This is a genomic window from Mesorhizobium sp. NFR06, assembly GCF_900115245.1.
In the GTDB taxonomy this organism is placed as follows: domain Bacteria; phylum Pseudomonadota; class Alphaproteobacteria; order Rhizobiales; family Rhizobiaceae; genus Mesorhizobium.
The window spans coordinates 46,874-71,886 of the sequence record NZ_FOVT01000017.1 but is presented as its reverse complement, the minus strand read 5'-3'; the positions used below and the strand labels follow the sequence as shown (position 1 = coordinate 71,886).

The 25,013-nt window shown below is 60.8% G+C and carries 16 protein-coding genes and 2 pseudogenes; 8 read left to right on the top strand and 10 right to left on the bottom strand.

Features of this window, described 5'->3' with window-relative positions:
- Positions 1-2 precede the first annotated feature (2 nt).
- Both F3H96_RS24790 and F3H96_RS24785 read right to left on the bottom strand, forming a co-directional pair.
- Complete coding sequence (locus F3H96_RS24790) at positions 3-2,084, bottom strand: hydantoinase/oxoprolinase family protein (protein ID WP_149804314.1); 2,082 nt, start codon at positions 2,082-2,084, stop codon at positions 3-5.
- An 89-nt stretch (positions 2,085-2,173) separates the two neighbouring features.
- Entirely contained in the window at positions 2,174-3,079 is a 906-nt protein-coding gene (locus F3H96_RS24785) for a LysR family transcriptional regulator (protein ID WP_149804313.1), read from the bottom strand.
- 115 nt (positions 3,080-3,194) lie between these two features.
- Between F3H96_RS24785 and F3H96_RS24780 the strand changes: the two genes are divergently transcribed.
- On the top strand, positions 3,195-4,313 hold the full coding sequence (locus F3H96_RS24780; protein ID WP_149804312.1) for an FAD-binding oxidoreductase: 1,119 nt from the start codon (positions 3,195-3,197) through the stop codon (positions 4,311-4,313).
- A gap of 1,188 nt (positions 4,314-5,501) precedes the next feature.
- On the opposite strand, the gene F3H96_RS24775 is transcribed toward F3H96_RS24780, so the two are convergent.
- Positions 5,502-6,758 carry an MFS transporter gene (locus F3H96_RS24775; protein ID WP_149804311.1) on the bottom strand — a complete coding sequence of 419 codons (1,257 nt, stop codon included), beginning with the start codon at positions 6,756-6,758 and terminating at the stop codon, positions 5,502-5,504.
- A gap of 193 nt (positions 6,759-6,951) precedes the next feature.
- Positions 6,952-7,755, bottom strand: a complete 804-nt coding sequence (locus F3H96_RS24770; RefSeq protein ID WP_149804310.1) for a hypothetical protein — start codon at positions 7,753-7,755, stop codon at positions 6,952-6,954.
- 798 nt (positions 7,756-8,553) lie between these two features.
- On the opposite strand from F3H96_RS24770, the gene F3H96_RS24765 reads away from it, so the two are divergent.
- Positions 8,554-11,550 (top strand): winged helix-turn-helix domain-containing protein, encoded by a 2,997-nt coding sequence (locus tag F3H96_RS24765; RefSeq protein ID WP_149804309.1) that lies wholly within the window; start codon positions 8,554-8,556, stop codon positions 11,548-11,550.
- 59 nt (positions 11,551-11,609) lie between these two features.
- Positions 11,610-12,845, top strand: a complete 1,236-nt coding sequence (locus F3H96_RS24760; protein WP_149804308.1) for an MFS transporter — start codon at positions 11,610-11,612, stop codon at positions 12,843-12,845.
- Positions 12,846-12,957: 112 nt separating this feature from the next.
- On the opposite strand, the gene F3H96_RS24755 is transcribed toward F3H96_RS24760, so the two are convergent.
- Positions 12,958-13,419 carry a DUF1348 family protein gene (locus F3H96_RS24755; RefSeq protein ID WP_149804307.1) on the bottom strand — a complete coding sequence of 154 codons (462 nt, stop codon included), beginning with the start codon at positions 13,417-13,419 and terminating at the stop codon, positions 12,958-12,960.
- A 515-nt stretch (positions 13,420-13,934) separates the two neighbouring features.
- Here F3H96_RS24755 and F3H96_RS24750 point away from each other — a divergent pair.
- Positions 13,935-14,162, top strand: coding sequence for a DUF680 domain-containing protein (locus F3H96_RS24750; protein WP_149804306.1), 228 nt, complete (start codon positions 13,935-13,937; stop codon positions 14,160-14,162).
- Between the two features lie 147 nt (positions 14,163-14,309).
- A pseudogene (locus tag F3H96_RS24745) lies at positions 14,310-15,605 on the top strand (epoxide hydrolase).
- A 642-nt stretch (positions 15,606-16,247) separates the two neighbouring features.
- Here the strand turns inward: F3H96_RS24745 and poxB are convergent.
- The 5 genes and pseudogenes from poxB to F3H96_RS24720 all read right to left on the bottom strand — a co-directional run bounded on the left by poxB (position 16,248) and on the right by F3H96_RS24720 (position 21,278).
- Positions 16,248-17,999 (bottom strand): annotated as a pseudogene (gene poxB, locus F3H96_RS24740) (ubiquinone-dependent pyruvate dehydrogenase).
- 238 nt (positions 18,000-18,237) lie between these two features.
- Positions 18,238-18,996, bottom strand: coding sequence for an alpha/beta hydrolase (locus tag F3H96_RS24735; protein ID WP_244620141.1), 759 nt, complete (start codon positions 18,994-18,996; stop codon positions 18,238-18,240).
- Positions 18,997-19,189: 193 nt separating this feature from the next.
- Positions 19,190-19,702 (bottom strand): cytochrome P460 family protein, encoded by a 513-nt coding sequence (locus tag F3H96_RS24730; protein WP_149804304.1) that lies wholly within the window; start codon positions 19,700-19,702, stop codon positions 19,190-19,192.
- 23 nt (positions 19,703-19,725) lie between these two features.
- Positions 19,726-20,772, bottom strand: a complete 1,047-nt coding sequence (locus F3H96_RS24725) for an alpha/beta hydrolase (protein WP_149804351.1) — start codon at positions 20,770-20,772, stop codon at positions 19,726-19,728.
- Between the two features lie 89 nt (positions 20,773-20,861).
- Complete coding sequence (locus F3H96_RS24720; RefSeq protein WP_149804303.1) at positions 20,862-21,278, bottom strand: organic hydroperoxide resistance protein; 417 nt, start codon at positions 21,276-21,278, stop codon at positions 20,862-20,864.
- 522 nt (positions 21,279-21,800) lie between these two features.
- Here F3H96_RS24720 and F3H96_RS31650 point away from each other — a divergent pair.
- The 3 genes from F3H96_RS31650 to F3H96_RS30670 all read left to right on the top strand — a co-directional run.
- Positions 21,801-21,959 carry a hypothetical protein gene (locus F3H96_RS31650; RefSeq protein WP_348530085.1) on the top strand — a complete coding sequence of 53 codons (159 nt, stop codon included), beginning with the start codon at positions 21,801-21,803 and terminating at the stop codon, positions 21,957-21,959.
- A 97-nt stretch (positions 21,960-22,056) separates the two neighbouring features.
- Positions 22,057-22,359 carry a gamma-glutamyltransferase gene (locus F3H96_RS24710; protein ID WP_244620139.1) on the top strand — a complete coding sequence of 101 codons (303 nt, stop codon included), beginning with the start codon at positions 22,057-22,059 and terminating at the stop codon, positions 22,357-22,359.
- Between the two features lie 1,114 nt (positions 22,360-23,473).
- The coding region (locus F3H96_RS30670) for a DUF5801 repeats-in-toxin domain-containing protein (RefSeq protein ID WP_244620138.1) at positions 23,474-25,013 on the top strand (1,540 nt) is incomplete at its 3' end.

Sequence of the window (25,013 nt, the reverse complement as noted above, 5' to 3'; positions counted from 1 at the left end):
CGTTACTCCGCGAAGGTCAGAAGAAGGTTGAGATGGCGATCGACGCGTGCCTGCGTGCCGGCGGGGATCGCGAAGGTCGTGTCTTCCTGCACCACCACGGCGGGCCCGAGGAACGTGCTGCCCGGCACGAGGACTTGCCGGTCGTGGAGGTCGATGGTCTCGACGCCGACGCCCGTGTAGACCGGCAGCCGGCGTGCCGGGCTGGCCGGGACTTCGATCTCGTCGACCTCCGGGAAGGAGAGTTTCGGCCCCGCGCCTACGGCGGATAGTCGGACATTGACAAGTTCGATCTCGCCGTCCGGGTCGTGGAAATCGTAGAGCTGCTCATGGGTGAGGTGGAAGGCCTGCGCGATGGCGGCCGCATTACCGTCCGTCAGCCATTCCGGTTGAAGGATGACCTCGATCTCATAACTCTGCCCGACATAGCGCATGTCGCAGGAGAAGCTGAGCTCCGCCTCCCCGTCATGTCCTTGTGCCGCAAGCCAGTCACGGCCCTCACCCGCCAGGGCCTCGAAGGCCTCGCGAATTCCGGCAAGCGACATGCCCGACAGCGGGCTGAAGATCGTGCGGATGAAGTCGCCGCGCAGATCCGCCACCAGCCCGCCCAGCGCCGACACGACGCCCGGCCGGCGGGGCGCTATGACACGCTTCATCCCGAGTTCGCGGGCAAGGAAAGCGCCGAGCATCGGGCCGCCGCCGCCGAAAGGCATCAGCGTGAAATCGCGCAGGTCGACGCCGGCGCGCGAGGCGAGTTTCTCGACCTCGACGAACATCTCCGACACCGCGATGTCGAGGATCGCCTGCGCGGTCTGCTCCACCGGGCGGCCGAGTCGGGCGGCAAGGTCGCCGACCACGCGATGGGCCAGCCCGGTATCGATCCTGAGCTGGCCATAGGCCATCTCGCTGTGGCCGAGCCATCCGCACACGACCATGGCATCCGTCACCGTCGCCCGCTCGCCGCCGTGGCCGTAGCAGGCGGGTCCCGGCGTCGAGCCGGCCGACTCCGGCCCGACCCGCAGCACCCCTTGAGCGTCGACGCTGGCGATCGAGCCGCCGCCGACGCCGATCGAGCTCACCGACACGGAAGGAATATGCAGCGGAAATTCGCCGATCAGCTCGCCGGTGCCGAACTGCGCCTCGCAGTCGATGATGAGCGCGAAGTCGGCCGAGGTCCCGCCGATGTCGAGGGTAAGAACCTTGTCTTCGCCTGCCTGACGCGCCAGCCACGAGGCACCGATGACGCCGGAAGCGGTTCCCGACAAAAGCATGTTGACGCAGGCGCGCTTGCCTTCGGCTGCGTTCATCAGCCCGCCGTTCGATTTCGTCAGCATGGGGCGGGCGGGCACGCCGCGGTCCTTCAGCCGCTCTTCAAGAGCCGTCAGATAGGACGAGACGCGCGGATGGACATACCCATTGAGGATGGCGGTCGAGCTGCGCTCGTATTCGCGGATGACCGGCCACACCTCGGCCGAGGAGAAGACGAAGAGGTCGGGAGCAAGACGCCCGATCGTCGCCTTGACGGCGGCTTCCTGCCCGGCGTTGCGCCAGGAATGAAGGAAGGACACGATGATCCCCTGCGCCCCGTTCGCCTTCGCCGCTGCCACCGCGCTCACCACCGCCGCCATGTCCGGAGCCTGGGATTCGCTTCCATCGGCACGCATGCGGACCGGGATGCCGAACACCATATCGCGCGAGATCAGCGGGTCCGGCCGCGAGCAGAACAGCGAATACATGTCCGGCATCCGCAGTCGCGCAAGTTCGATCACGTCCTCGAAGCCGGCATTCGTGAACAGCGCGAGCGGCGCGCCTTTGCGCTGGATGATGGTGTTGATGCCGACCGTCGTGCCGTGCACGAAGCGGGTCATATGCGCAGCGTCAAAACCTTCGCGTTCCGACAAGAGGGTGAGGCCAGTCATCAGCTCGGCACCCGGATCTTCCGGCGTCGTCAGCACTTTCAGCGAGGCGACGCGGCCGGAGCGGGCTTCAAGCGCGCAGAAATCGATGAATGTCCCGCCGATATCGACTCCGACCTTCCAATCGGCTTCATTCTGCACATCCTCCGCGCAAGCGATGGCACCGTCCATGACACATCCCTTCTTGTCTGCGGCCCAAAAGCTGGCATGGCTGGGAGTCCCGGTCCAAGACGTATGATGAGCAAGGATATAAGTTTTGCTTATGCCCTTGCGTTGTCGTCCCCCAGGACGGTGGAACAGGCCTCGCGGATCTCGTCGCGCATCATCTCATCGGCGCGCGAAAGGGCTCGGGCGCGCGAAGTCAGCAGCGCGATCGGAAAAGCCGGTCCCGCCGCGAGCGACTTGACGACAAGCCCGGCAAATTGCTGCCATGGCAGCAGCGCATCGACGAGGGCAATTCCGAGACCGGCCTGGACGAAGCCGACTGCGGAGATCGATGCATCGATCTCGATCGCCGGCGAAAACGGTACACCCTGCGCGCGGGCCGCGTTGGCCAGTTCGTCGGCGGGACGGGTGTTTCCACGATAGGATATCAACTCCTCGCCGGTGAGGTCGCTGAGCGTCAGCTCGGTTTTCCTGGCCAACGCATGGCCGGTGGGCAGCAGGCATGAAAAGCCGACATTGCCGATCACTTCGGCCTCTATATCGGGAGGCAGACGATCATCCATGGCGACGCCGAGGCTAGCGTCGCCCGCGCGCAGCATATCGACGATCGCGGCGATCGGGGCGCTATGGGAACGTAGCAATATCCTGGGATGTTGCGCCCGAAACCTGGTAAACGCGCGCGGCAGGATCGCCATCGCCGGTGGCGGAGACGCAGCAACTCGCACCAGCCCGGCGCGCCCCAGGCGCAGGTCCGTGGTCTTGCGGCGCAGGCCGTCGAGCCCCGCCGACAACCTCTCGGCATCGGGGAAGATCTCGAGCGCGTCCGGGGTCGGCCGCAGTCTGCCCTTCACACGTTCGAAAAGCGGGAAGCCGAGTTCGTCCTCGGTATGGAGCAGGATCTGGCTGAGCGCAGGCTGGGAGATGCTCAGCATGCGTGCCGCGGCGGTCACAGTGCCGGCGCGCATCACGGCGATGAACACTTCAAGCTGCCGGGCACGCATAGCAACTCCATAGGCCGCGCTTATGGTTTTCGTCCAAACCCATCTTTGACGCAATGCCGCGGCGCGAACAAGATGGGCGCGAAAAGGGTCAGCCGCTCTGCGCGAAGGAACGACTATGGATGTGATCGTGCTAGGCGGCGGACTAATGGGAACGGCTTCGGCCTATTTCCTTGCCAGGCGCGGCGCTCGCGTAACGCTGATCGAGCGCAACCGGGTCGGCACCGGGGCGACGGTCGCCTCCTTCGGCAACATCCGGCGCACGGGGCGCCACCAGTCTCAGCTTCCACTGGCTCACCGGTCACTCAGGCTGTGGGGCGAGGCCGAGAAGATGCTTGGCCGCGACGTGGAATTCCGCGCCACCGGTCACATCCGGCTGATCTTCGATGCAGGCAGTCTCTGCGACATGCAAGCTTATGCTCAAGCCGCGCGGCCTTGGGGCCTCGCTCTGGAGGAACTCGGCCCGCGCGAGATACGCGCTCGTTTTCCCGGCCTCGGTCCCGACGCGATCGCGGCGTCGTTCTCGCCGCATGACGGCAGCGGAAATCCGCGTCTGATCGCGCCGGCATTCGCCGAGGCTGCCCGCAAACTGGGCGCGGAGATCATCGAGGAAGCCCGGGTCGAGAAGGTCGCCCGCACAGGATCTGGTTTCCTTGTCGCCAGTTCGAAAGGCGTGTTGGCTGCCGAATGCCTGCTTAACACTGCCGGCGCCTGGGGCGCGCGCATCGCCGCCGCGTTCGGCGAAGAGGTGCCACTCGAGGCCCGCGGCCCGCAAATGGGCGTGACTGAACCGCTGCCGCATCGGGTTCTGCCGGTGGTCGGCATCTGGACGCGGGACAAGGATTATGGCGCCTACCTGCGACAGGTCGAGCGCGGCAACATCGTCTTCGGAGGCGCGGCCGAAAGAGTGACCGTGGACCTCGAGCCCGGCCACGCGTGTGCCGATCCGATGCGGCTGCCGATGCAATTACGCGCCGTGGCGCGACTGCTGCCGGCGATCGCAAAGGTCGCGGTCATCCGTACATGGTCAGGCTGCGAAGGCTATGTTCGGGACATGCTGCCGGTGATGGGGCGCTCGGCGACAACGCCAGGCCTGTTCCATGCCTTCGGGTTTAGTGGACATGGTTTCCAGCTTGGTCCGGGTGTGGGCGACGCGATGGCCCAACTCATTACGACCGGCCGTTCCGAAACACCGCTGGACGATTTCAGGATTGATCGCTTCTGCATTGGAGCCTGACGAAGCGGTAGATCACTGGGCGCCATGCGCCCTTGGACGAAAGCAAGATTCCATCTGTTCGAATGACCGCTATTGGACAACTTGTTTCTGACGGTTAACGTCCACTTGCGGGCGCAAAGCTGCCGTTCAAAAGTAAGTTCATGCTGACGCGCTATCTGGCGCACGTGACAGAAGTCGATGCCTTCGAAGCTATCCAAAAACCCAATCTAATGTCCCACTTTGTCCATAAGCAACCGCAATTGGGGCTGAGGCTCGACCCAGAAAGTTCGAAAAGCTTCCAAGAACCCCAGTCGATCTCACATTGTAGAACCGTTCAATAACCGCTTTGGGGCCGGGAGCGGAAGGTCTGCTTTCGGCAGAATACGCGAAGAACTGCCGTATTCTTCGCGATTCATTGAGAACACGTCATCGCGTCGCGGCCTCGTGCGCAGCGCTTCCACGACCTTGTATCTATCGGGCTGCTATCCTGGGCAAGCAGGACGCGCCGGCTCAGCGCAATCTTCCATCACATCAGGTGCTGGCTGAAGGTGATGCTGGTCGGTTCGAACAGCATCACGACCTTCTTACACGTAGGGAATACCGACAGGTTTCCGAAACCCGTCTTCACTTTTGGGAGCGAGATATCGTCGACCGTACGGCCGAGACGAGGCCCAAAGTCGCCGAATTGGTCCCTTCCGTGGGCCTTCAGATTTACGCACCGCAGTAACTTCCGGCAGTTCGTCCATGCTGACATTGACGCTAATTGAACGACGGAGTGAGAGCCGGAACGCAAAATGAGGCGTCGAATTGGCGCAACCTCGACTGGAACGCGCTGGCTTATGGGGTCGTGTCCCAGCCGGCGAGTTCTCGCTCACGATCTTGAGCGCGCCCCATGCGCGTGTCGCCGACGATTTCATCGACAGTGAGGCTAGGCTCTAGTGCGCGGCCTTCCCTGACGCGGAACAGAGCCCTCGTGGCGTCGCCGGCGAGAGCGTGGCATGTTGCCAGCCGTGCCCATTGCCACGCGCTCTTGCGCCGAGGAGGAATCTCCATTCTGCTGGGAGAAAGCCGAGAAGAATATCTAGCCCGCAGGATGAGTGGCACCAGACGCGGGTCGGAAACGGCAGAGTCCTTCTCGAGGATAGACGATAGGCTGCTGGCCTCGAGATCCGCCGAATTCTAAGCGAATGGCGCGCTGCGGATCATGCCTTAAGGAGATCGTGTCAGTTTGCGACTGTCTTCCGCGGAGCGGCTGGTGGCGCTGCGGGGCACCGTTGTAACAAACACGTAGAAGAGTGCGCCGAGTGCGAGCGTGCATCCGTACCACAGGGTCGTCGCGGTGCCGATGCCGATTGCATGGCTGCCGATGGCGGTGCCGATCGAAATGCCGAGGTAGATCCCCGACGAATTGAACGCGACAACGAGCGCTGCATCCTGTGGGGCACTTGCAATCAAACGGTGCTGTTGCGCCGGTGTCTGTGACCAGCTGCTTGCGCCCCAGCATGCCATGAGTACCGCCACGCCAGTGTACATGCCTACGGAGGGAACGTCGCTGAGCCACGCCAGCCCGCCGAGTGTGCCCGCCATCAGGAAATAGACCGTGATGAGCACTGCAATTGGGCCGAGACGGTCTGCCGCCCAGCCGGAGGCATAACTGCCCACCACTGCGCCAGAACCGTAGCACAGAAGCATCAGCATTATCGAAGTGGGTGGGATCAGCAGCGAATCGAGTATTTGGACGGTGAAGGCATAGGGCAAGTAACACGCCGCCATGCCGATCACGGTCAGCGGTAGAACGACCATTACGCCGGGACGTGCGAGTACGGCAAGGCGCCGGCGCAACGTCACTGGCGCGTTGCCGGGAAGCTTCGGCATGACGGCAAGGACGCCAAGCGCGGCGATAAAAGACACGACACCGACGAGTGCGAGCGACGCGCGCCAGTTCATCGCGGTGCTTGCGATGCGCCCGAGCGGAACGCCGAGCGCGGTAGCCGACGCGAGCCCCCCGATGATAATTGCAAGCGCTCGGGCGCGAAGATGCGGACGCACGATCGCCGCTGCGACAGCGCCGGCGCTTGGCGTATAGGCGGCGGCTGACGCCGCCGCCGCGATCCGGGTCGCTATAAGGATTCCAAGCGTCGGAGCCAGGGCTGATGCGATGTTCGCAAGGCTCAGGAAACTCAGTGCCAAAACCAGGAGCTTTCTGCGCGGCATGATCGCGGTGAGGCTCGTGACAACGGGGGCGAGCAATGCATAGGCAAGCGCAAATGCTGTGACCGACTGGCTGGCCACAGCCGGTGCGACGGAGAGGCCATCCGCCATTGCGGGAAGGAAGGCTGACACGATGAATGCGTCAGTGCCAACCGCGAACGTTCCCGCCGCCAGGACGAAAGTAGAACTGAGACCATACGTTGCGGGGATGATGACGGAAGTTTCGTCGCCTTGTGAATCTGGAACATTTTTCAATTCGAGCCGCCCTCTTGAGACGTCGGAGCGAGTTTTCGGTGTGCTGCCGCAGCATTCGGCGCCCTGCAGGCAAGACAGCGGGTGATGAGCACAATTCCGGGGTAGATCGCTGATGATCGCGGGAAACCGTCCGTGTCCGGGCGTTGAAGGGCAGTTGCGGTGCGAGGTTTGCGCGATGCGATCAGAGCCGCAATCAGATTACAGAAACGGATTCACGAGACGGCAACGCGTTCAATTGGCGACAGGGACTTCCTGCCGTGCTCTCATGCATCAACTGGATCCGTTGGAGTCGCATCACGACACACTGTGTTGCGCCGAGTGCTTCGCTCTCGATCACACGGTGGCGGCAAAGCACGAAATCGAGCGCGACAGCGATCCCAGGTCCGCCGTCGCGCGCTACGTCCATCAGTGAGAGCAGTTCGGCGAAGGCCCGCCTCGCGTCCAGGCAAGCACGCCTATCGCCATTTCCTGCGCGGCGAAAATCCCGGGTGATCTCCTGATGGAGCTCCCGACAGCAATCATCATTTCTTTCGACATTCACCATGAACCGCCCGCCTTGCGCCAATGCAACCTGCACATTGGCGACAAGGGCCAGGAACGCCGATTTGAATTCATTTCTTCCGTAAACGGCTGCGGACAGGTCTTTCCCGATCTCCAGCTCGAACGGAATATCGCGCCCCCAACGTGAAATGCGTTCGGTCGACGTCAATATCGCAGCAACGTTGATGACCCTCGATGTGGAGATATCAGGTTGTGCAAAGCCATCGAGGATGGCTGCGCCTTTGCCCGCAAGGTGCCTTGACGGTCGACCATTCGGGTCAGCGGGCTTATAGCTGCTGCAAGGTCTAGCTAGATCGTCCTGAAGCATGTGGATGGCGCTTGCCGCGATCCCGACAACGGCACCAACGTCGAATCGGGCCTCCTGCCCAAAAAGTCCCAGAGCCAAAAGTCTGACTGGTTCTTCGTTGTTGGTGGCCGTGTCGGATATCGGTTTCATGTTGCCTCCGAGATGTCTGCGTGTTGGATCGTCGGCGCGACGATCGAGCCCGCAAAGTGCGGTTGGTTGCGCCACTGTGACTGTTGGTGATGGGAAGATCGAGTTCGGCGGTGTGAGGCGGCGTTATCCCTCGCAAGCCAATAACGACCGCCCAACGGGATCGTTGTTCAGGGCCCATTTTTCCGATCGGCATCGATTGAACGTCGTTGCGCAGGCTGGTGAATGCGAATGCTGCCTGCTGGATCGACAATCAGCCGCAAAAGCCGCGCCGGGCATCGCGGCAGACGGGCAAGGCGGACCGATTGATGGCCAGGTCAGGACTTGCAAACACCTATGAGCCCTAATAATCCATCATAACGCATAACGGGCTTACCGCGCGATGTCTGGCTATGAGTTCAAGCAGCAACGCCGTACTGCCAACCTAAGGAATTGGATCATGCTCGAGCAGTCGCTGCGGCTTACGCGCAACCTTGGCAGTATATGCCTATGAGATCGGGCGCCTTGCGACAATAGCGTTTCTGGCGATGTTCGGCGCGACACGGCCTTCGTCACGGTGGCGGCCACTCTATCATCAGCGCTGGTCTTCTTCGGGAGCCGGCTTTCGAACAAAGCAGACGGAAGAAACCGGATGTCGGCTGATCGCTGACATATGCGCAAGGATACGCAGCGACATCACCTCGCCGATGAACACCTTTTCAGCCGCCATCTATTTTGAAAAGTCGGGATATTCGGCACAACCCTTAAAGCTCAGGCAATCGAGCGGCTTGGATCGATCGAGCTCAAGAAAGGCGACGGGCCATGGATGACACTCCCTCCGCCACGTGGGTCGGCCGCATAGCGTTCGGCCCGTTTTGCCTCACGCCCGGCGAACGCTTGCTGACCAAGGAGGGGATTCCGGTCGATATCGGCGGGCGCTCACTCGACCTCCTCATCGCACTTGCGGAGCAGCCTGGTCGGGTCGTGTCCAAACGTGAGCTGCTCAAACGCATATGGCCAGATGTTGTCGTAGAGGACGGGAGCCTGCGCTTTCATATGGCGGGTCTGCGCAAGATCCTGGGCGACGGTGAGGACGGCGCCCGCTACATCGCCACCCAGGTCGGAGTGGGTTACGCCTTCGTCGCGCCGGTTCAGCCGCAACCGCTCAATGGATCGTTATCATTCGCGCCGCGCGACGGCTCGACGGAATACCGTCCAGGATATGAGCCTGGTCCTATCGGAAAGCTTCCGCCGCGGCTCTCGCGCGTGATCGGACGCGAACGTGACGTCCAGTTGCTGACGGATCGGATAGCAGATGCAAAGCTGTTCACAATTGTCGGCGCTGCGGGGGTGGGAAAGACAACGCTTGCGGTGGAGATCGGACATGCCCTGTTACCCCGCTATGCGAACAAGGTGAGCTTCGTCGACCTGGGGACGATTGAAGATCCAGCACTCGTATCTTCGGCGCTAGCCGGAGCGCTCGAAATTCTTGTGCAGGCTGAGGACGCGATGACAGTGATCCTGGGTCATATCCGCGCGCAAAAACTGCTGCTCATCCTGGACAATTGCGAGCATCTGATCAATGCGGTATCGGCCATTGTCGAACGTATAAGCGAAGCCGCCCCGAACGTTAATATCCTTGCGACCAGCCGGGAACCGCTCCGCGTTCGCGGAGAGCATGTGCACTGGCTGGGTTCTCTGGATTACCCAGCTGAGACGGCTGGCCTCTCCCTGGATCAGCTTCTTGCGTATCCGGCGGTGAAGTTGTTTGTCGAACGCGCGGCTGCGGGCAACAGTGCGCTTGTGATAGATGCCGATACCGCCCGATTGATCGCAGATGTGTGCCGCCGGCTGGACGGAATGGCGCTGCCAATCGAGCTGACGGCGGTCAGGGTGGCCGCCCACGGACTGGATGCGACAGCAAGACTATTGGGAGAACGGTTCAGTCTTGGCTGGACAGGGCGCCGCACCGCGCTGCCACGTCAGCAAACGCTACAGGCGACACTTGACTGGAGCTATGATCTTCTTCCTGACGCCGAGCGCCGGACGCTCGAACGGCTCTCGATTTTTCTGGGATCGTTCTCGATCGACGCTGCGTTGGATGTCGTTGCCGACGAGACCGTCAACGCCGATGCGGCTGTCGCAGCGCTGGATGAACTTACAGCCAAATCCCTGATTTCACCAAACCGTTCGGGAGGCGCAAGCTCCTATCGACTGCTGGAGATGACGCGGGCCTATGCCAGAGAGAAACTTCTCGCCCGAGGCGGGGAGGAGTTCAGCACCGTAGCGCGGCGGCATGCGACGTTCTTTCTTAAAGAGCTCGACGAGGCGGGACGCTCGGAACAAAAATTTCACGATGGCGCAGCGAGGTTCTCCCAACAATTGGCGAACATCCGCAGCGCCCTGGACTGGAGTTTTGGCACCGGCGGCGATCTTTCCATCGGAGTGCCTCTGGCTGCCGCTAGCGCGCCGGTATTTCTGACCCTCTCGCTTCTCGTTGAGTGCAGGACCTGGTGCGCGCGGGCGATTGCGCATCTTGCGGATCAGGATCGTTATCAGGGTGCCTCTGTCGAGCTTGAATTGCAGGCCGCCCTCGGTCTTTCGCTTATGTTCGCGCGGGGGAACAGTGAAGCAGCCGAAGCCGCGCTGCGTCGCGGCCTCGACATTGCGATTGCCTTGGCCGATCGGTGGAGCCAACTGAGGCTGCTCGGCCGCCTGCATATTTTTCATGAGCGAATCGGCGACTTCAAGACCGCCCTCGACTGGGCCGAGATGGCTGTGAAGATTGCCAATGAGATCGGCGAACCGGAGGCAATCGCGGTCGCTGCCTCGCTCGCTGGCATTTCTCACCAATTGGCAGGAGATCAACCGCTTGCCCGCAGCGAACTGGAGCTGTCGTTGCAACAGAGCACCCCTTCCGATCGCGGCCGCACGATCTACTACGGATTCGATCACCGAAACCGATCCGGCATTGCGCTCGCCCGCACGCTGTGGCTGCAAGGATATGCAGATCAGGCGCGGCGCATTGCCGGGCAGACAGTGCAAGAGGCTGCCAGCCTGGAGCATCCCGTCACCCATTGCATTGCGCTTATCTGGACGCTTTCGGTCTACATCTGGACCGGCGACCACGAGAAGGCGGAAGCAAGCCTCAGGGCGTTTGCCGGTTCTGCCGAAGTGAATGCACTTGGGCCCTATATCGCCGCATCCGGCGGATTCAGGGGAGAACTGGCCGTTCAGCAGGAAAGGCCGCAGGAAGCATTGGGCTGGATCGAGGAAAGCATTGCTCGGTTGCGCTCCGCCCGATACGAGCTGTTGACGACAAGCTTTTCGACCGCGCTGACGCAAGGTCTTATGCTGGAAGGCCGATTTGGGGAAGCGCTTGAACTGGTGAACGCAACAATCGACCGTTGCAACAGAAATGGCGAGCTGTTGGCGATGCCCGAACTGCTCCGGATCAAGGCGAAAGTCTTGCAGTCCGCTGCCGGGAACAGCACGAGCGAAATCGAGACATTGCTTCTCGACTCGCTTGCATGGGGCCGGCGCCAGGGAGCCCGTTCCTGGGAATTGAGAAGCGCCATCGACCTGGCACGCCTGTGGATGGATCATCGCCGGGCCGAGGCGCTTGCTCTGCTGACGCCCCTACGCGAGGCCTTTTCCGAAGGTTTCGATACCGCTGACTTGCGCGCGTCAGATTTGCTTCTGAAGGCGCTGCTTGATTCAGATCAGGCAGGTATCGAGAACAGCTCCGACGGAAGCTCTCGCTCGAACTCGCCAAGCGTTGACCCGGCGCCAGCGGCGCCTCCAGAAAATTCGGTTTGAGAGGCCATCGCGGGCATGCCGGTCGAGCGATGGAGATCGGGCGACGGAGCCAACACGACATGAAGGCGCAATGGTACCAGATGTTGGACGGGAATGCTCGGCGAGCATTTTGGACTTCGTTCGCGGGCTTCAGTCTGGATGCGATGGATGTTCAGCTCTACGCGTTCGTGTTGCCCGTGCTCCTGACAGCATGGGGTCTTAGCCATACCGAAGCCGGACTCCTTGCCTCCGCAACCCTGGTCTCTTCCGCGGCAGGCGGATGGATCACCGGGCTGCTTGCGGACAAGATTGGCCGTATCCGCATACTGAAAATTACAATCCTTTGGCTCGCGATCTCAACATGCCTTTGCGGCCTTGCCGACAACTTCGGTCAACTGCTGGTCGCACGCTTGCTTCAGGGGCTCGGCTTCGGAGGGGAGTGGGCCGCCAGCGTCGTGTTCGTTGCGGAGGTCGTTGCCCCGCAGATTCGGGGCAGAGCGGTGGGAATGGTCCAGAGCGCCTGGGCGGTGGGATGGGGCATGGCTGCGGCAACATCGGCCGTCGTGCTTGCCCTCGCCCCACCCGATTTCGGATGGCGGATCACATTTATTGTCGGGTTCGTGCCGGCAATACTCGTCTATGTCTACCGAACCAGGCTCAAGGAATCGGAAGCTTTCTTGAAAGCAGGACCGCGATCGTCCTGGCACGCGATTTTCTCGCGATCGATGGCAGCGGCGACCATCAAGGGAAGCCTTCTCGCGACAGGGATGCATAGCGGCTATTGGGCGATCGCGACTTGGTGGCCAGTGATGCTTCGTTCCGAGTACGGACTTTCGACGACAGCGACCAGTGCATATCTGGCGACCGTCGCAATCGCTTCGTTCTTTGGATATGTGTCCAGCGCCTGGCTTGGCGACCGCATGGGGCGAAAGGCGACATTGGCTAGTTTCGCGCTGGGCGGCACGCTTGCGGTACTTGCCTGCACCGAACTTCACCCGTCAAATTTCGGATTGCTGCTTTTGAGCTTCCCTCTCGGATTTTTCGCGTTGGGAATGTTCAGCGCGATCGGCCCGGTCCTGACAGAACTTTATCCGACTGAAATCCGGGGGTCCGGATTGGGTTTTTGCTACAATTTTGGACGAGCCATGGCCGGCGCGACACCTTTGCTGATCGGTAGCAGTGCCGCCAGTATCAGCGTCGGCCACGCGATAGGAATATACGCAACCTACGCATATGGCCTTGTCCTGTTGGTGACGATCTTCCTGCCTGAGACGCGTGGGCAGGATTTAACGAGCATGTCCGAAGTGACATCGTGAACCGATCAGCAATCGGAATCCACCCAAAGCGCGTCGCGATCTTCCAAATTCGCTCCGCGCGCTCCGGGTTCTTGATTTTCCGAAACAGGTTCCCCCTTCCGAGAGAGAGGCTTCAAAGGCCCAACTCAGCCAGCGAGGGATAGTCGGCCGGCCGAGCGCCAAGCGGCCACCGAAGCGCGCGCTCGTGTTCATGGATAGGATGTTCGTTGGCGCCCGTGAAGCGTCGGCTCACCAAACCAGTGTCGTCGTACTCCCAGTTTTCATTTCCGTAGACACGAAACCATGTCCCGCTGTCGTCGCGAAACTCGCATGAGAAGCGGATCGCAACACGCCGGCTGCTCCACGCCCAGAGTTCGTTGATCACCCGGTGCTCGATTTCGCGCCGCCATTTCCGGCTGAGAAATGTCCGAATCTGTTCGCGGCCCCAGATGAAATCAACTCGGTTTCGCCATTGGCAATCAAAGGTGTTGCTCAACACCACCGCATCGAGATCGCCGGTGTTGCGGGCGTTCTCGGCAGCACGCACCCTTTTTACGCACAGCGCTTCCGAAGGCAGCAGTTCATTCTTGTTCATGACGCGTCTCTGATCTCACCGAGCTTTACCGCAAGTCATTGTGGTGGATCACGCTGATCATCAGCGGCCACCCAGTTCCTTGATTCACCCGAGAGTGACAGGTCCAGCGTTCACCGCCAGTTAGGCGGCGTTAGCCACCATGATATGAGACAGGCACGCGCGATGTTCATGACGCACTTCCTGCCTGGCGCCAAACGACTCCGCCTGATCGTACTGGTCATATAGAGGCGCACGCTTTGCTTGCCAGACGATAGTGTCGTCGTGATGATCCAAGAGCACGATGCGAGATCGTGTAAGATTATACCGACGCAATACCATTAATCAATAGTTCTAACTCGGCATACCACCTTTTCATCATCTCAATAACGATCGACATTTATCGATGTTAGTGGGCGTTAGACATTGTTTCTGTCTCTGGAAATGGCCGCACGGGCTTCCCAAATCGCAACTGTCCGAACGACGTATCCTCCCAAGCACGTCGCCTGACGGACCCTATCTGGAACAGGAGAACTGAAATGAAGACCATCGCATTTGCCGCAGTGGCATTCATCGTTGTTACCGGCAACGCTTTCGCGGGAAGCGATCACTATGGCTCGAGCTACTGGCAGCCTACCGTCGGCTCGATAGACAGGTCGTACCCGGCTTCCATCAAGCGGACCGCGAAGAACGCGATCCAGAAAACGCCGGAGAGCTCGCCCTATAACCCTGCGGACAGCTACGGCCAGGGCATCTGGGGAATGTAAGCGTCCTGACAAGCGGATGATCGGATTAACGGTGCCAGGATCGCCCGTTCATCACGTATCGAACATTCGCACCCTCCCCCCTTCTCTCCGAAGGGGGGGGGACAACTATTCCCCCTCGATTATTTAACAAATTCAATAGGATGCCTCATGTCAGGACGTAACTGTGAAACCAACCGACGTGCGTTTCTTGCCAATTCAGCCTCTGTGCTGTTCGCCGCCTCGGCGATAGGGAGCCCGATCACCCTCTCATCTGCCCTGGCTGAGACTGCTGCGGCACAAGCGGTCCGGCCGTTCCGGTCAACATCCCGCAAGAGGTAATCGTCGATCTTCGCCGGCGCCTGGCCGCAACCCGTTGGCCGCATCGGGAGACGGTCGCGGATCAATCCCAAGGCGTGCAGCTGGCAAAGCTGCAGGAACTCGTTCGCTACTGGATGACCGATTACGACTGGCGAAAGGTCGAGACGCGGCTGAACGATCTGCCTATGTTCGTCACCGAGATCGATGGCCTCGACATCCAATTCATCCACATTCGTTCGCCTCACGACAACGCAATGCCGATGATCATGACGCACGGCTGGCCCGGCTCGATCCTGGAATTCATGAAGGTCATCGGCCCACTCGCCGAATCCAACCGCACATGGCGGGGTTGCCGAGGACGCCTTCCATGTCGTCGTGCCCTCGATCCCCGGCTTCGGGTTTTCCGGGAAACCGTCGAAGACGGGCTGGGGCTCCAACCAGATCGGCCGGGCCTGGGCCGTGCTGATGCAGCGGCTGGGATACGACCGATACGTGTCGCAGGGCGGAGACTGCGGTTCGGTGATCTCTCAGCGCATGGCGCTTCAAAATGTGCCCGGACTGATTGGTATCCACGTCAATATGCCGGCGACCGTTCCGAAGGAAATTGCGTCCATCCTCGCCGCCGGTGGACCAGCCCCGAGCGACCTGTCCGAAGACGAAAGTGCGGCCTTCGACGCACTCGACACCTTCTACAAGGATAGCTCCGCCTACGCTAGCATGATGGTCACGCGACCGCAGACCATCGGCTATTCGCTGGTGGATTCTCCTGTCGGCCTCGCCGCATGGATCTACGAGAAGTTCGCTCAATGGACCTATAGCGGCGGCAAACCGGAGCGGGTCTTGACGAGGGACGAGATGCTCGATGACATTTCGCTCTATTGGCTCACGGCGTCCGGAACCTCCGCCGCGCAGATTTATTGGGAGGACCATTCCAACAATTTCAATGCCGTCGACATCGCGAAGATGCCCGTGGCGGTGACCGTCTTCCCCGGCGAGATCTATTGCGCGCCGCGCAGTTGGGCCGAGCGCTGTTATCACAACCTCGTCTACTTCAGCAAAGCCGAAAACGGCGGACATTTCGCGGCATGGGAGCAGCCGGAAATCTTCACCCGGGAAGTCCGGGCGGCTTTCCGATCGTTGCGCTGATCGAGCAGCCGCTTCATAGGGAACACACTCCATGGCCGCATGCTTCAGCGAGGACCTGCATCCTGTGCTTCGGCCATGGTGACTTTGCCGGTGAGCAGATGGTTGACGCGATCGCCGAAAGTGTAGACGCCCGTTCCATTGCATCTAGCCGTTGCTGATCGCGGAGCCTTGAACTTCAACTCCCCTCGCCTGCCCGGTCGGATTGTCCGAAGGAAGGATCAATTTCATGCCGGGACCTTGCGGTACCGAGGGCTGGCAGGTTCGCCGGGTCAGGCCAAGAGTGGGTTGTCATTCGCTCCGGTTTTGTCGTGCTGTAACGAGAGATGCCATCTGATATGCGGTCCATCAAGTAGGAACCTACGCGTCCCGTCGTTTCGGCGAACGCAGGCAGGACCCAAATGCATTACTCAGAACATGCTGACCAACCAGCCTGATGAGCTGGAGGCCGACGGGCTGATATCTCCTACAGTCTTTGCGGTAGTCCACCCAGGGTCGATTACGCCCTCACACCTGGGCGTTTGCCCTTGGTCCAGTGGTGCATGCCTCGTCGCGTCGTGGGGTGAAAGGTCGTCGGCCACGCCTCAATCAAAGGAGATAAGAAGTCGCTCAGACCGGGCCGGGTCATCGGCGCCTGAGGGGCGGTCAGGTCTGGAATAGCTGCCGCAGCAGTCCGGCATTGGTCTTGCCTAGTTCTATCACTTCGTCTCCGCGCCCGCTGATAATGGCTTTGGCCATGTAGAGGCTGAACCCCTTCATCTGCTCGAGCGTGAGTTTCGGCGGCATGGAGAGTTCGGTCCGAGCGGTCACGGCGTCCAGCAGAGCCGGCCCTGGATGGGCGAGCACTTCGCGCATTCCAGCCTCCACATCCCGGGGATCGGTGACGCGAACCCCATATAAGACCGATCGCCCTCGCCATTGCGGCGAAGTCGGGGTTGTCGAGTGCCACGCCAGTTTCGATAAGGCCAGCGGCCTTCATCTCCAACTCCACGAATCCGAGCGTTCCATTGTTGAACACGACAATCTTGACCGGTAGTTTCAGTTGCCGCAGCGACAGCAATTCGCCCATCAACATAGCCAGGCCACCATCGCCCGACAGTGTCACGGCCTGACGCAGCGGGTAGGCAGCCTGCGCGCCGATCGCTTGCGGCAGCGCGTTCGCCATCGATCCATGATTGAACGAGCCAAGCAGGCGTCGGCGACCATTCATCTTGAGATAGCGTACCGCCCAGGCGGTCGGCGTACCGACGTCCCAGGTGAAAACGGCGTCGTCGCTCGCAAGCTCGCTGATGACCCGGGCGACATGCTGGGGATGGATCACGCCGCTACCGGCTTTCCCCTGCGCCAGCTCATCCAGCCCCTTGCGCATTGGCATAGTCCTCCAGCGCGGTCTTCAGGAACTTGCCATCTTGAGCGGGCTTCAGAAGCGGCAGCAAAGCCTCGATGGTGGCGCCGACGTCACCGACGAGACCGAGATCGATCCCGGTACGGCGACCGAGATTTTCTGGGCGCAGATCGATCTGCGCGACTTTCGCGTTCGTCGGAAAAAACTGGCGATAGGGAAAGTCCGTGCCGAGCAGGAGCAGCGTGTCGCATCCCATCATCGCGTCGTAGCCCGAGGAGAAACCGATGAGGCCGGTCATTCCGACGTCATAGGGATTGTCATATTCGACAAACTCCTTGCCGCCGAGCGCGTGGACGATCGGCGCCTTTAGCGCTTCTGCGATCTTCAGCAACTGGGGATGGGCGGTTTTGCACCCGGCCGGCCAGGGTCGTCACGCGGCCGGCGTCGTTCAGCAAGGTCGCAAGTTGTGCCAGACTCTCGACATCCGGTTCGACCGACGTCGCCGACGGAAGAAGAGCTCCGACCGAGCGCGCACGCAGTCCTGTCGCCGTACGCAGCGCCACGTCGCCGGAAATGGCGACGACTGACACGCCTCTATGCCCGACTGCCGCGCGGATCGCCGTGTCCAGCGTTCGTGGCATCTGGTCCGCGTTGCTGATCGTCTCGCAGTAAACGCTGCATTCCCGGAACAGCGCCTCGGGCCGGGTCTCCTGGAAATAGTTGGAACCGATCTCGCCGCTTGGCACCTGCGCCGCGATCGCCAACACAGGCACGCGGGTGCGGTTGCAGTCGTAGAGCCCGTTGATCAGATGCATGTTGCCGGGTCCGCACGATCCGGCACAGGCCGCGAGCCTGCCGGTAAGCTGCGCCTCGGCGCCGGCGGCGAAGGCCGCCGCCTCCTCATCGCGGACATGGACCCATTCGATCTGCCCGCGACGGCGCAGGCTGTCGGTGATGCCGTTGAGGCTGTCGCCGACGACCCCATAGATGCGTTCCACGCCGGCAAGATGAAGCGTATCCGCAAAAAGATCGGCAATCGTGGTCTTCGGCACTTCAACAACTCCTGATCTGCTATGTGAGAGCGCCCAGTTCGGCTGACATAGAGTTTAGCTGGCAATGGAATCGGCACGAAAGTAGCCCGAGCCACGGGGGATCATTCACGCCCGTGGCCATGAAGTTCACCCCAGCCGATGCCACTTCAACCAGAGCGTCTCCCGGACTTGGCATTGGCTCGAACGCATCCTTGGACTCGATGACGTCCGGTCCGCCATCGGTTCATCACGGCACCTTTCATCGCAATGCCTCCGTAGCGGCCTTTTCGATCAGCCGCGCGACAGGTTCAGGATTCGACACCATCACCACATGTGAGGCGCCCTTGATTACAACGGTTTCCCGCGAGTGAGCCCGCTCGGCCATGAAGGCCGAAGCTTCCGGCGGGATGTTCTTGTCCCTGCCGCCATAGATGAACCAGCTCGGAATCTTCTTCCAAGCCGCCGCGGTCTGGGCTTCGTTCAGGGCCGCTTCCGTGATGGGTCGCTGCGTGGCGGCCATCAGCTTTGCCTCGGCGCCGGAAACGTCTGCCGCGAACTGGTCGTGGAACTTCTCCTGCTGGATGTAGAGATCCTTCCCTCCGCCTGAAAGCGGAACTGGCGGAGCAAGAGTGGGTGCAAGCGTGCTGCCTGGAAACTTGCCTGAAAGCCCGGCGGCCGTCTCGCCGACGTCCGGTGCAAACGCAGCAACATAGACTAACGCCTTGACGTTGGCGTGGCGGTCAGCGGTTTCGCTGATGACCGAGCCGCCATAGGAATGGCCGACCAGGACGACAGGCGATGCAATGCCGGAGACAATATCGGCCACGTATTGCGCGTCACTGGCGACACCCCGCAAGGGATTGGCAGCAGCCACAACGGGATAGCCATCCTTCTCGAGGATTTTGACGACGCCGTTCCAGCTCGAAGCGTCGGCGAACGCGCCGTGAACCAGAACGATAACGGGCATAACGGCGGCGGTCTTTGCCGGCTGCGCGTAAGCGCTGCCGAATGCGGCCATGGCGATTGTAAATCCTGCCAGCAGTTTTTTCATCTCGTGTTTCCTTTCGATTTGATCGGTGCTGTCTCATTGCGATGGGAGAAAGGCTAAAAACGGAGATATTTCAGTGGTTACTTGGCTGAACCTGCGGCGGGCCGATGAATGCTTAGCCCGCGGCATCTCTCGAGTTCTTCCAGCTTCCCGAGATCGGCCGCTAGGGCGCATACCGCGTGAAGACGTAGTCATGTCCCTGGACGCGCGCCTGATGACAGGCGAAGCAGGTTTCATGCTGGGCTTCGTCAGCCGGTATGCCGTCGACGAATCTGCCGAATCCCCATCCGCCGGTGGTGGCGTATTTCTTCGAATCCTTGACCATGATCTGTACGGTCGTGGCGGCGCCGGGAATGGAGGCGGATTCGAACTCGGGCGATTGGATATGTTTCCAGGCAAGCTTTGCGAGGATAGTCCCGTCAGGGAACGGCAACGTTGCGTCGCGGTATGCCTTCATCGCCACGTCGTTGCCGAGGACCGCTCTAAGCTCGTTCAGGGGCTCTGCTTCCTGGGCCGGAGCGACCAGTTCCCATTGCCGATATCCATCGGGGATCGTTACGCCATAGATCGGCGATGCCGCCTTCGGCTTGGCATCGTCGTTTGCCACGGCCACCGCTGCTAGGCCTGACAACGCAAGGACCGCACCCGCGCACGATAGAAGGTAGGTAAGTTTCATCGGAGAACTCCGCTGACAGGACGTCACAACTTGTCGACGTCGATGACCGCCCGCGCAAAGGCCTGCGGGGCCTCCTGCGGCAGGTTGTGGCCAATGCCGCCCGAGATCAGCCTGTGTTCGTATTTGCCGGAGAATTTCTTGGCGTAGGTCGCCGGATCGGGATGCGGCGCGCCGTTTGCGTCGCCTTCCATCGTAATCGTCGGCACACCGATCTCCGGAAATGTCGCCAGCTTCTTTTCCAAGTCATCATATTTTGCCTCGCCCGATGCCAGACCGAGCCGCCAGCGATAGTTGTGGATCGAGATAGCGACGTGGTCGGGGTTGCCGAACGCGGCAGCGGAGCGTTCGAAGGTGGCGTCGTCGAAAGCCCATTTCGGGGAGGCAAGCTCCCAGATGAGGCGGGCGAAATCCCGGGTGTATTTCTCGTAGCCGGCTCGTCCCCGCTCGGTGGCGAAGTAATATTGATACCACCATTGCAATTCGGCCTTCGGCGGCAGCGGCGCCCGGTTCGCCGCCTGACTGCCGATGAGATAGCCGCTGACGGACACCATGGCCTTGCAGCGCTGAGGCCAGAGCGCGGCGATGATGTTGGCCGTCCTCGCGCCCCAGTCATAGCCCGCGATGACCGCTTTCTGGATCTTCAGCGCATCCATCAGGTCAACGATGTCACACGCGAGCGCCGCCTGCTGACCATTCCTGGGCGTTGCGTCCGACAAGAACCGCGTCGAGCCGTAACCGCGCAGATATGGCACGATGACCCTGTATCCTGCGTCTGCCAGCAGCGGCGCGACACCGACGTAGCTGTAGATGTCGTAGGGCCATCCGTGCAGGAGGACGACCGGGGGGCCGTCCGCAGGACCGCTCTCGGCATATCCGACGCTCAGCGGACCCGCGTCGGTCTGCTTCATCGAGGAGAACGAGACGTGTGACTTCAGCGTGCGGGAAGCGGTCCTTTCCGCCCCGCCGCCCTGCGCTCTCGCGATTCCGATCGCGCCGAACTGCGCTGCCGCGACCGTCGCGGCAGCGACGCCGAAGAGGTGACGACGCTGATGGTCGATTCTTTCTGGGATTCTCACTGCGTTCATTGGTGCACCGCCTTTTTTGTAAATGACATTCTGCCGGGAGTGGTCCCGCTTGATTGATCAATGCGATCGGCTGGCTAGACCAGGTTGATTGCGACTTCGATGTTGCCGCGCGCAGCCTTCGAGTAGGGGCAGGTCTGATGCGCTGCGTCCACAAGGGTCCGAGCAACGTCGCGCTCGAGCCCGGGGAGGCTGACATTGAGGCGTGCGCTGAGGAAGAACCCGCCGTCGGCAACGTTCAGATCCACTTCCGCATCGATGGCGGGACCGGCCGGCAACATGATGTTCATCTTGCGGGCGGCGATTGCGATCGCACCTTCGAAACAGGCCGACCAGCCGGCTGCGAACAGCTGTTCCGGATTGGTGCCGCCGCCGGGGCCGCCAGGCGTCGAAAGCCTGATGTCAAGTCGACCGTCGGAACTGCGCGACGCGCCGTCCCTGCCGCCCGTGGTGCGGACCTTGGCTGTGTACAGTAGTTTTGTAGATTGGGTCATGCGGGCTGTGTTCCTTGCAAAAGATACCGGGAAAATCGGGCGCGGCGTCGCTGTCGGCGGGGCGCAAGCTGGCTGAAAGGCCTGTGGCCAAGCAGGCTTCACCGCATGAGCGATGATGACAATGCAGGCATGATCATTCTCCCCGAGCGTCAGCAGAAGTTCTTGCTGCTTCGAAACATAGAGGAGGGTCGCCTGGAGTGCCCGTTATGCACTATGATGGGGTGTTAGCGCTCGCCAGCAGCCGCACATCTTGGAAACGGGCCGCTATCACATCCTGCCTCAAGGTCGTCGCTCGGAACGACGAAATCGAACTCTCAGCGACATAGACCTTGGATTTCGAACCAATGTCTGTCCCAGCCATCAGACAGGATGCGATGAAGACTGACGCCGTGATTTCGCCAGCCGCGGAGACGAGCGACAGGATATCGTTTGGCCCCTTTACGCTCGTGACGGGCGAGAGGCTCCTGCTGCGACAAGGCCGCCTGTTGGTCTCGGCACACGCTCTTTCGATATCTGGCAGCCTTGGCCGCGCGTCCCAACGAGATCGTCAGCAAGAAGGACCTGCCGGCTTATGTCTGGCCCGACGCTAGCGTCGAAGAAGGCAGTTTGCGGTTTCACGTCGCCGGCTTCGTCGTCGGCGTGATTTGCGGCCTCGTCAAGTGGGGCGGGTGCGTCCGCTGACCTATTTCGTGGACGGCTACACGACGCTGGTTCGCAGCGTGCCGGAACTGCTCATCATCTATATGTTGTTCTTCGGCTCGGTCCAGTTCGTGACGTGATGGGCGGCTACTATCTGGCGCTCGGTCATGCCCATTTGATCTCCAAGGTCCTCGACTACGGAATGGACCTCCAGGAAGCGATCGATCTCCCGCGTGTAATGCCGACATCCAACGAGACGAGAGTCGAGGCAGAGCACACGATCGACGGCTCGACCAAGGCCGAGCTCGAACGGCGAGGCTTCACCTTTACTCCGGCGGAAGAGCCGATCGGCGGCGCTCAAGCGATCCGCATCGACTGGGAGAACGGCACTCTGACCGGCGCGTCGGAGCCGAGGAAAGATGGGATCGCTCTGGGAATCTAGAGCCCCGGGCACGGAGCATAATCTGAGCACTCTGCGTTTGCAGATGAAGAACGAGAAGCTCGTTGAACAGCAAACCGGTCGGTGAACTCGGGCGGTTTCGGGTGAAACCAGAGCTTGCCTTCGTGACCGGATTGAGGCGCATAGCGGTCGTTTAGCACGTGAACTATCGGACGTTTGCGCTGACGTTCACGACCGGGTGAGCGCGGGCGCCAGAAGGTTGAAGTCTCCTCAAATTCCTCCCAAAGCCGACTCTAGTGTCCCAATTTGCGCTATAAGCACACGCAATTCGGGCTGAGGCGCGACCCAGAAAGTTCGAAAAGCTTCCAGGAACCCCAGGGGAATTGGAGGCCGCATCAGACATTACGTCCCACGGATATTGCAGCGAACGTCCGCGATGAAGCGACCAATATCGTCGGCAAAAGAGCGTCCAAATAGGACTGTCGGCGGCTCTGTCGTGGGAACGAAAAAAGAAGGGAAGCAGAACTTTCGTGTGCGATTTTTGCACACCACATCCGGCAACTATCTGATAATACTCATCTATCTGTCCCATCCATCATTGGTGCTATGGCAATCGTCGTCTGCATAGGCCTATTCATTCATTGCCGCAGGTCTCACGGCCCAAATCCACTGGCACGATCTATATTATTTTCTTTTATTTTCAAGCAGTTCGAATGGCGAGGGGACAAAAGTCCCAACCTTAGAGGGACCATTTCCGATCTACACTTTATGTTAAAAAGCAAAGTCCGATTTGAACTTTCCACAAATAAGCGTAAACTTTTCGTGCTCATGTTGTGAGCGGGAGGCGTACAGGCAGTCAATGCCTGTTGGAAGAGGGGCGGGGTTGAGTATGCCCTCATCATTGATCCTTGGTGCCCGCCGTTGGTGCGTCACCGATGCGCTTAGGACGCATCCCCCCAGAAATGCCTGACGGGGCATGGAGCGGGGGCGCGGCGGCCCTCTCAACACCCTCTACCCCCTAAAGCCAAAGCATCACTCCAGTTTCCTTTAACGATGGCGCTCAGCGCTGGCTCGTCCAGTGCATGCGCGCCCATGCGACCGGCTGCCAGCGTTGGGGCTGATTACGCGCCTGTCGCACCTTTGAGAGGAACAGGCAATGGCACTGACCATCAATGTTTTCGGAAGCACGAAAATCGACGAAACGACTGGCTTGCAGGATAATGACGTTGCGCTGGCCGACGTGCCGTCGAATGTCTCGACCGCGTTCAGCAACGCGGGAGTCAACCTCGCGAGCGCAATTCAAATCGCAGGCGGCGGGACCGATGATCTCACCGTCACGCCTGACTCGGGTTTCACCGTCAATGGCCTCGGCTTCGTCGACGAGACCAACGGTGCGCTCGACGGGGATGCCAGCGGGCTTCTCACCCTCGAGGGCAGGCAGATCTTCCTCTACGCCGACCCCAATAACGACAACGTCGTCCTCGGCAGGGAGGGCACCGTCGGGGGGCTGGCGGATCCGAGCGGCGCCATAGTGTTTGCGGTCTATCTCGAAGAGACCACGACCAATTCATTGATCACCGGCGGCAAGTTCTGGACCGTGCTCTTCGAGCCGCTGAAGCACACGGACGCCAACCTTTACGATTTCACTGTCAATCTCGACAACCACCTCAAGGTCGCGGCGATCCAGTCAACGACCTTCTCCTTCGACAATGCGCCATCGGGCGCCAACGAGTTCATGATGTTCGGCAACAACCCCGCGGGCGTCAGCACCAGCGGCATCGTGGTGACCGGGCGCTCCCCCGACCCGAACACCGAGGACAGTGACCATTCAGGCGACACGGTCAGCAGCAGCCAGGCCGGCCCCCACGCGACGATTGGCGTGAACGGCCAGCATCTCGCGCCGGGCAATGGCATGAATTTCACTTTCGTGGATAATCCGGCTGAAGATTTCACGGTAGCCCCAAACCCCGATCCGCACTTGCCCGAAGGTCTCAGCGCAACGGAGGCCGACCACGAAGGCAATATCCAGTTCACCGGCTATACCACAGGTGTCACCTCGGCCTCGTTCACGGTCGCCCAAGTCAATCCGACCGGTAACGTCGTCACAGTCAAGATTTCCGCCTTCAATGATCCAGACGGCGCTACGGGTGAAACAGGTACAGGTTTCGTCGACGGATTTGGTGATGACGCTCCGGTCAACATCACAGAGGTCAAGATCAATGGCGTTGTAGTCAATAATGCAGACCTCAACGGCGATACGGCGGTCATCTCGGGTGTCAAGAACGGGGATGTTGTCAGCTACACCACCACCAGCGCGCACACTCGGGTGCTGATCGAAAACGTCCAACCCGTGAAGGGAGCGGGTTCGAACATCACCCTCGACATCGGCGGGTTCACGATCTTGAGCAGCCAGGCCGCGAGCGCGTTTGCCGGCACGCAGATCCAGTTCGACGATGACGGGCCGACGATCACGGCAAGTGCGACTAATGCGCCGACCTTAACCGTCGACGAGACCACGCTGGCGACCGACGCGACGGGGAGCTTTGCCGCCCAGTTCACGCCGACTTTTGGAGCGGATGGGCAAGGCGCCACGCCGGTCAGCTACGCGCTTTCGACCCCTGGCGGGGCCTCGGGCCTGACCGACACGGCGACCGGCGAGTCGGTGGTTCTGTCGCTCGTCGGCGGTCAGATCCTCG

Coding starts and splice junctions, on each gene's coding strand:
- F3H96_RS24790 (WP_149804314.1), bottom strand. CDS start 2,084: ATGGACGGTGCCATCGCTTGCGCGGAGGATGTGCAGAATGAAGCCGAT.
- F3H96_RS24720 (WP_149804303.1), bottom strand. CDS start 21,278: ATGACCCAATCTACAAAACTACTGTACACAGCCAAGGTCCGCACCACG.
- F3H96_RS24780 (WP_149804312.1), top strand. CDS start 3,195: ATGGATGTGATCGTGCTAGGCGGCGGACTAATGGGAACGGCTTCGGCC.
- F3H96_RS24730 (WP_149804304.1), bottom strand. CDS start 19,702: ATGAAACTTACCTACCTTCTATCGTGCGCGGGTGCGGTCCTTGCGTTG.
- F3H96_RS24770 (WP_149804310.1), bottom strand. CDS start 7,755: ATGAAACCGATATCCGACACGGCCACCAACAACGAAGAACCAGTCAGA.
- F3H96_RS24765 (WP_149804309.1), top strand. CDS start 8,554: ATGGATGACACTCCCTCCGCCACGTGGGTCGGCCGCATAGCGTTCGGC.
- F3H96_RS24785 (WP_149804313.1), bottom strand. CDS start 3,079: ATGCGTGCCCGGCAGCTTGAAGTGTTCATCGCCGTGATGCGCGCCGGC.
- F3H96_RS24735 (WP_244620141.1), bottom strand. CDS start 18,996: ATGGCCGCATTCGGCAGCGCTTACGCGCAGCCGGCAAAGACCGCCGCC.
- F3H96_RS24710 (WP_244620139.1), top strand. CDS start 22,057: ATGGGCGGCTACTATCTGGCGCTCGGTCATGCCCATTTGATCTCCAAG.
- F3H96_RS24750 (WP_149804306.1), top strand. CDS start 13,935: ATGAAGACCATCGCATTTGCCGCAGTGGCATTCATCGTTGTTACCGGC.
- F3H96_RS24760 (WP_149804308.1), top strand. CDS start 11,610: ATGAAGGCGCAATGGTACCAGATGTTGGACGGGAATGCTCGGCGAGCA.
- F3H96_RS24755 (WP_149804307.1), bottom strand. CDS start 13,419: ATGAACAAGAATGAACTGCTGCCTTCGGAAGCGCTGTGCGTAAAAAGG.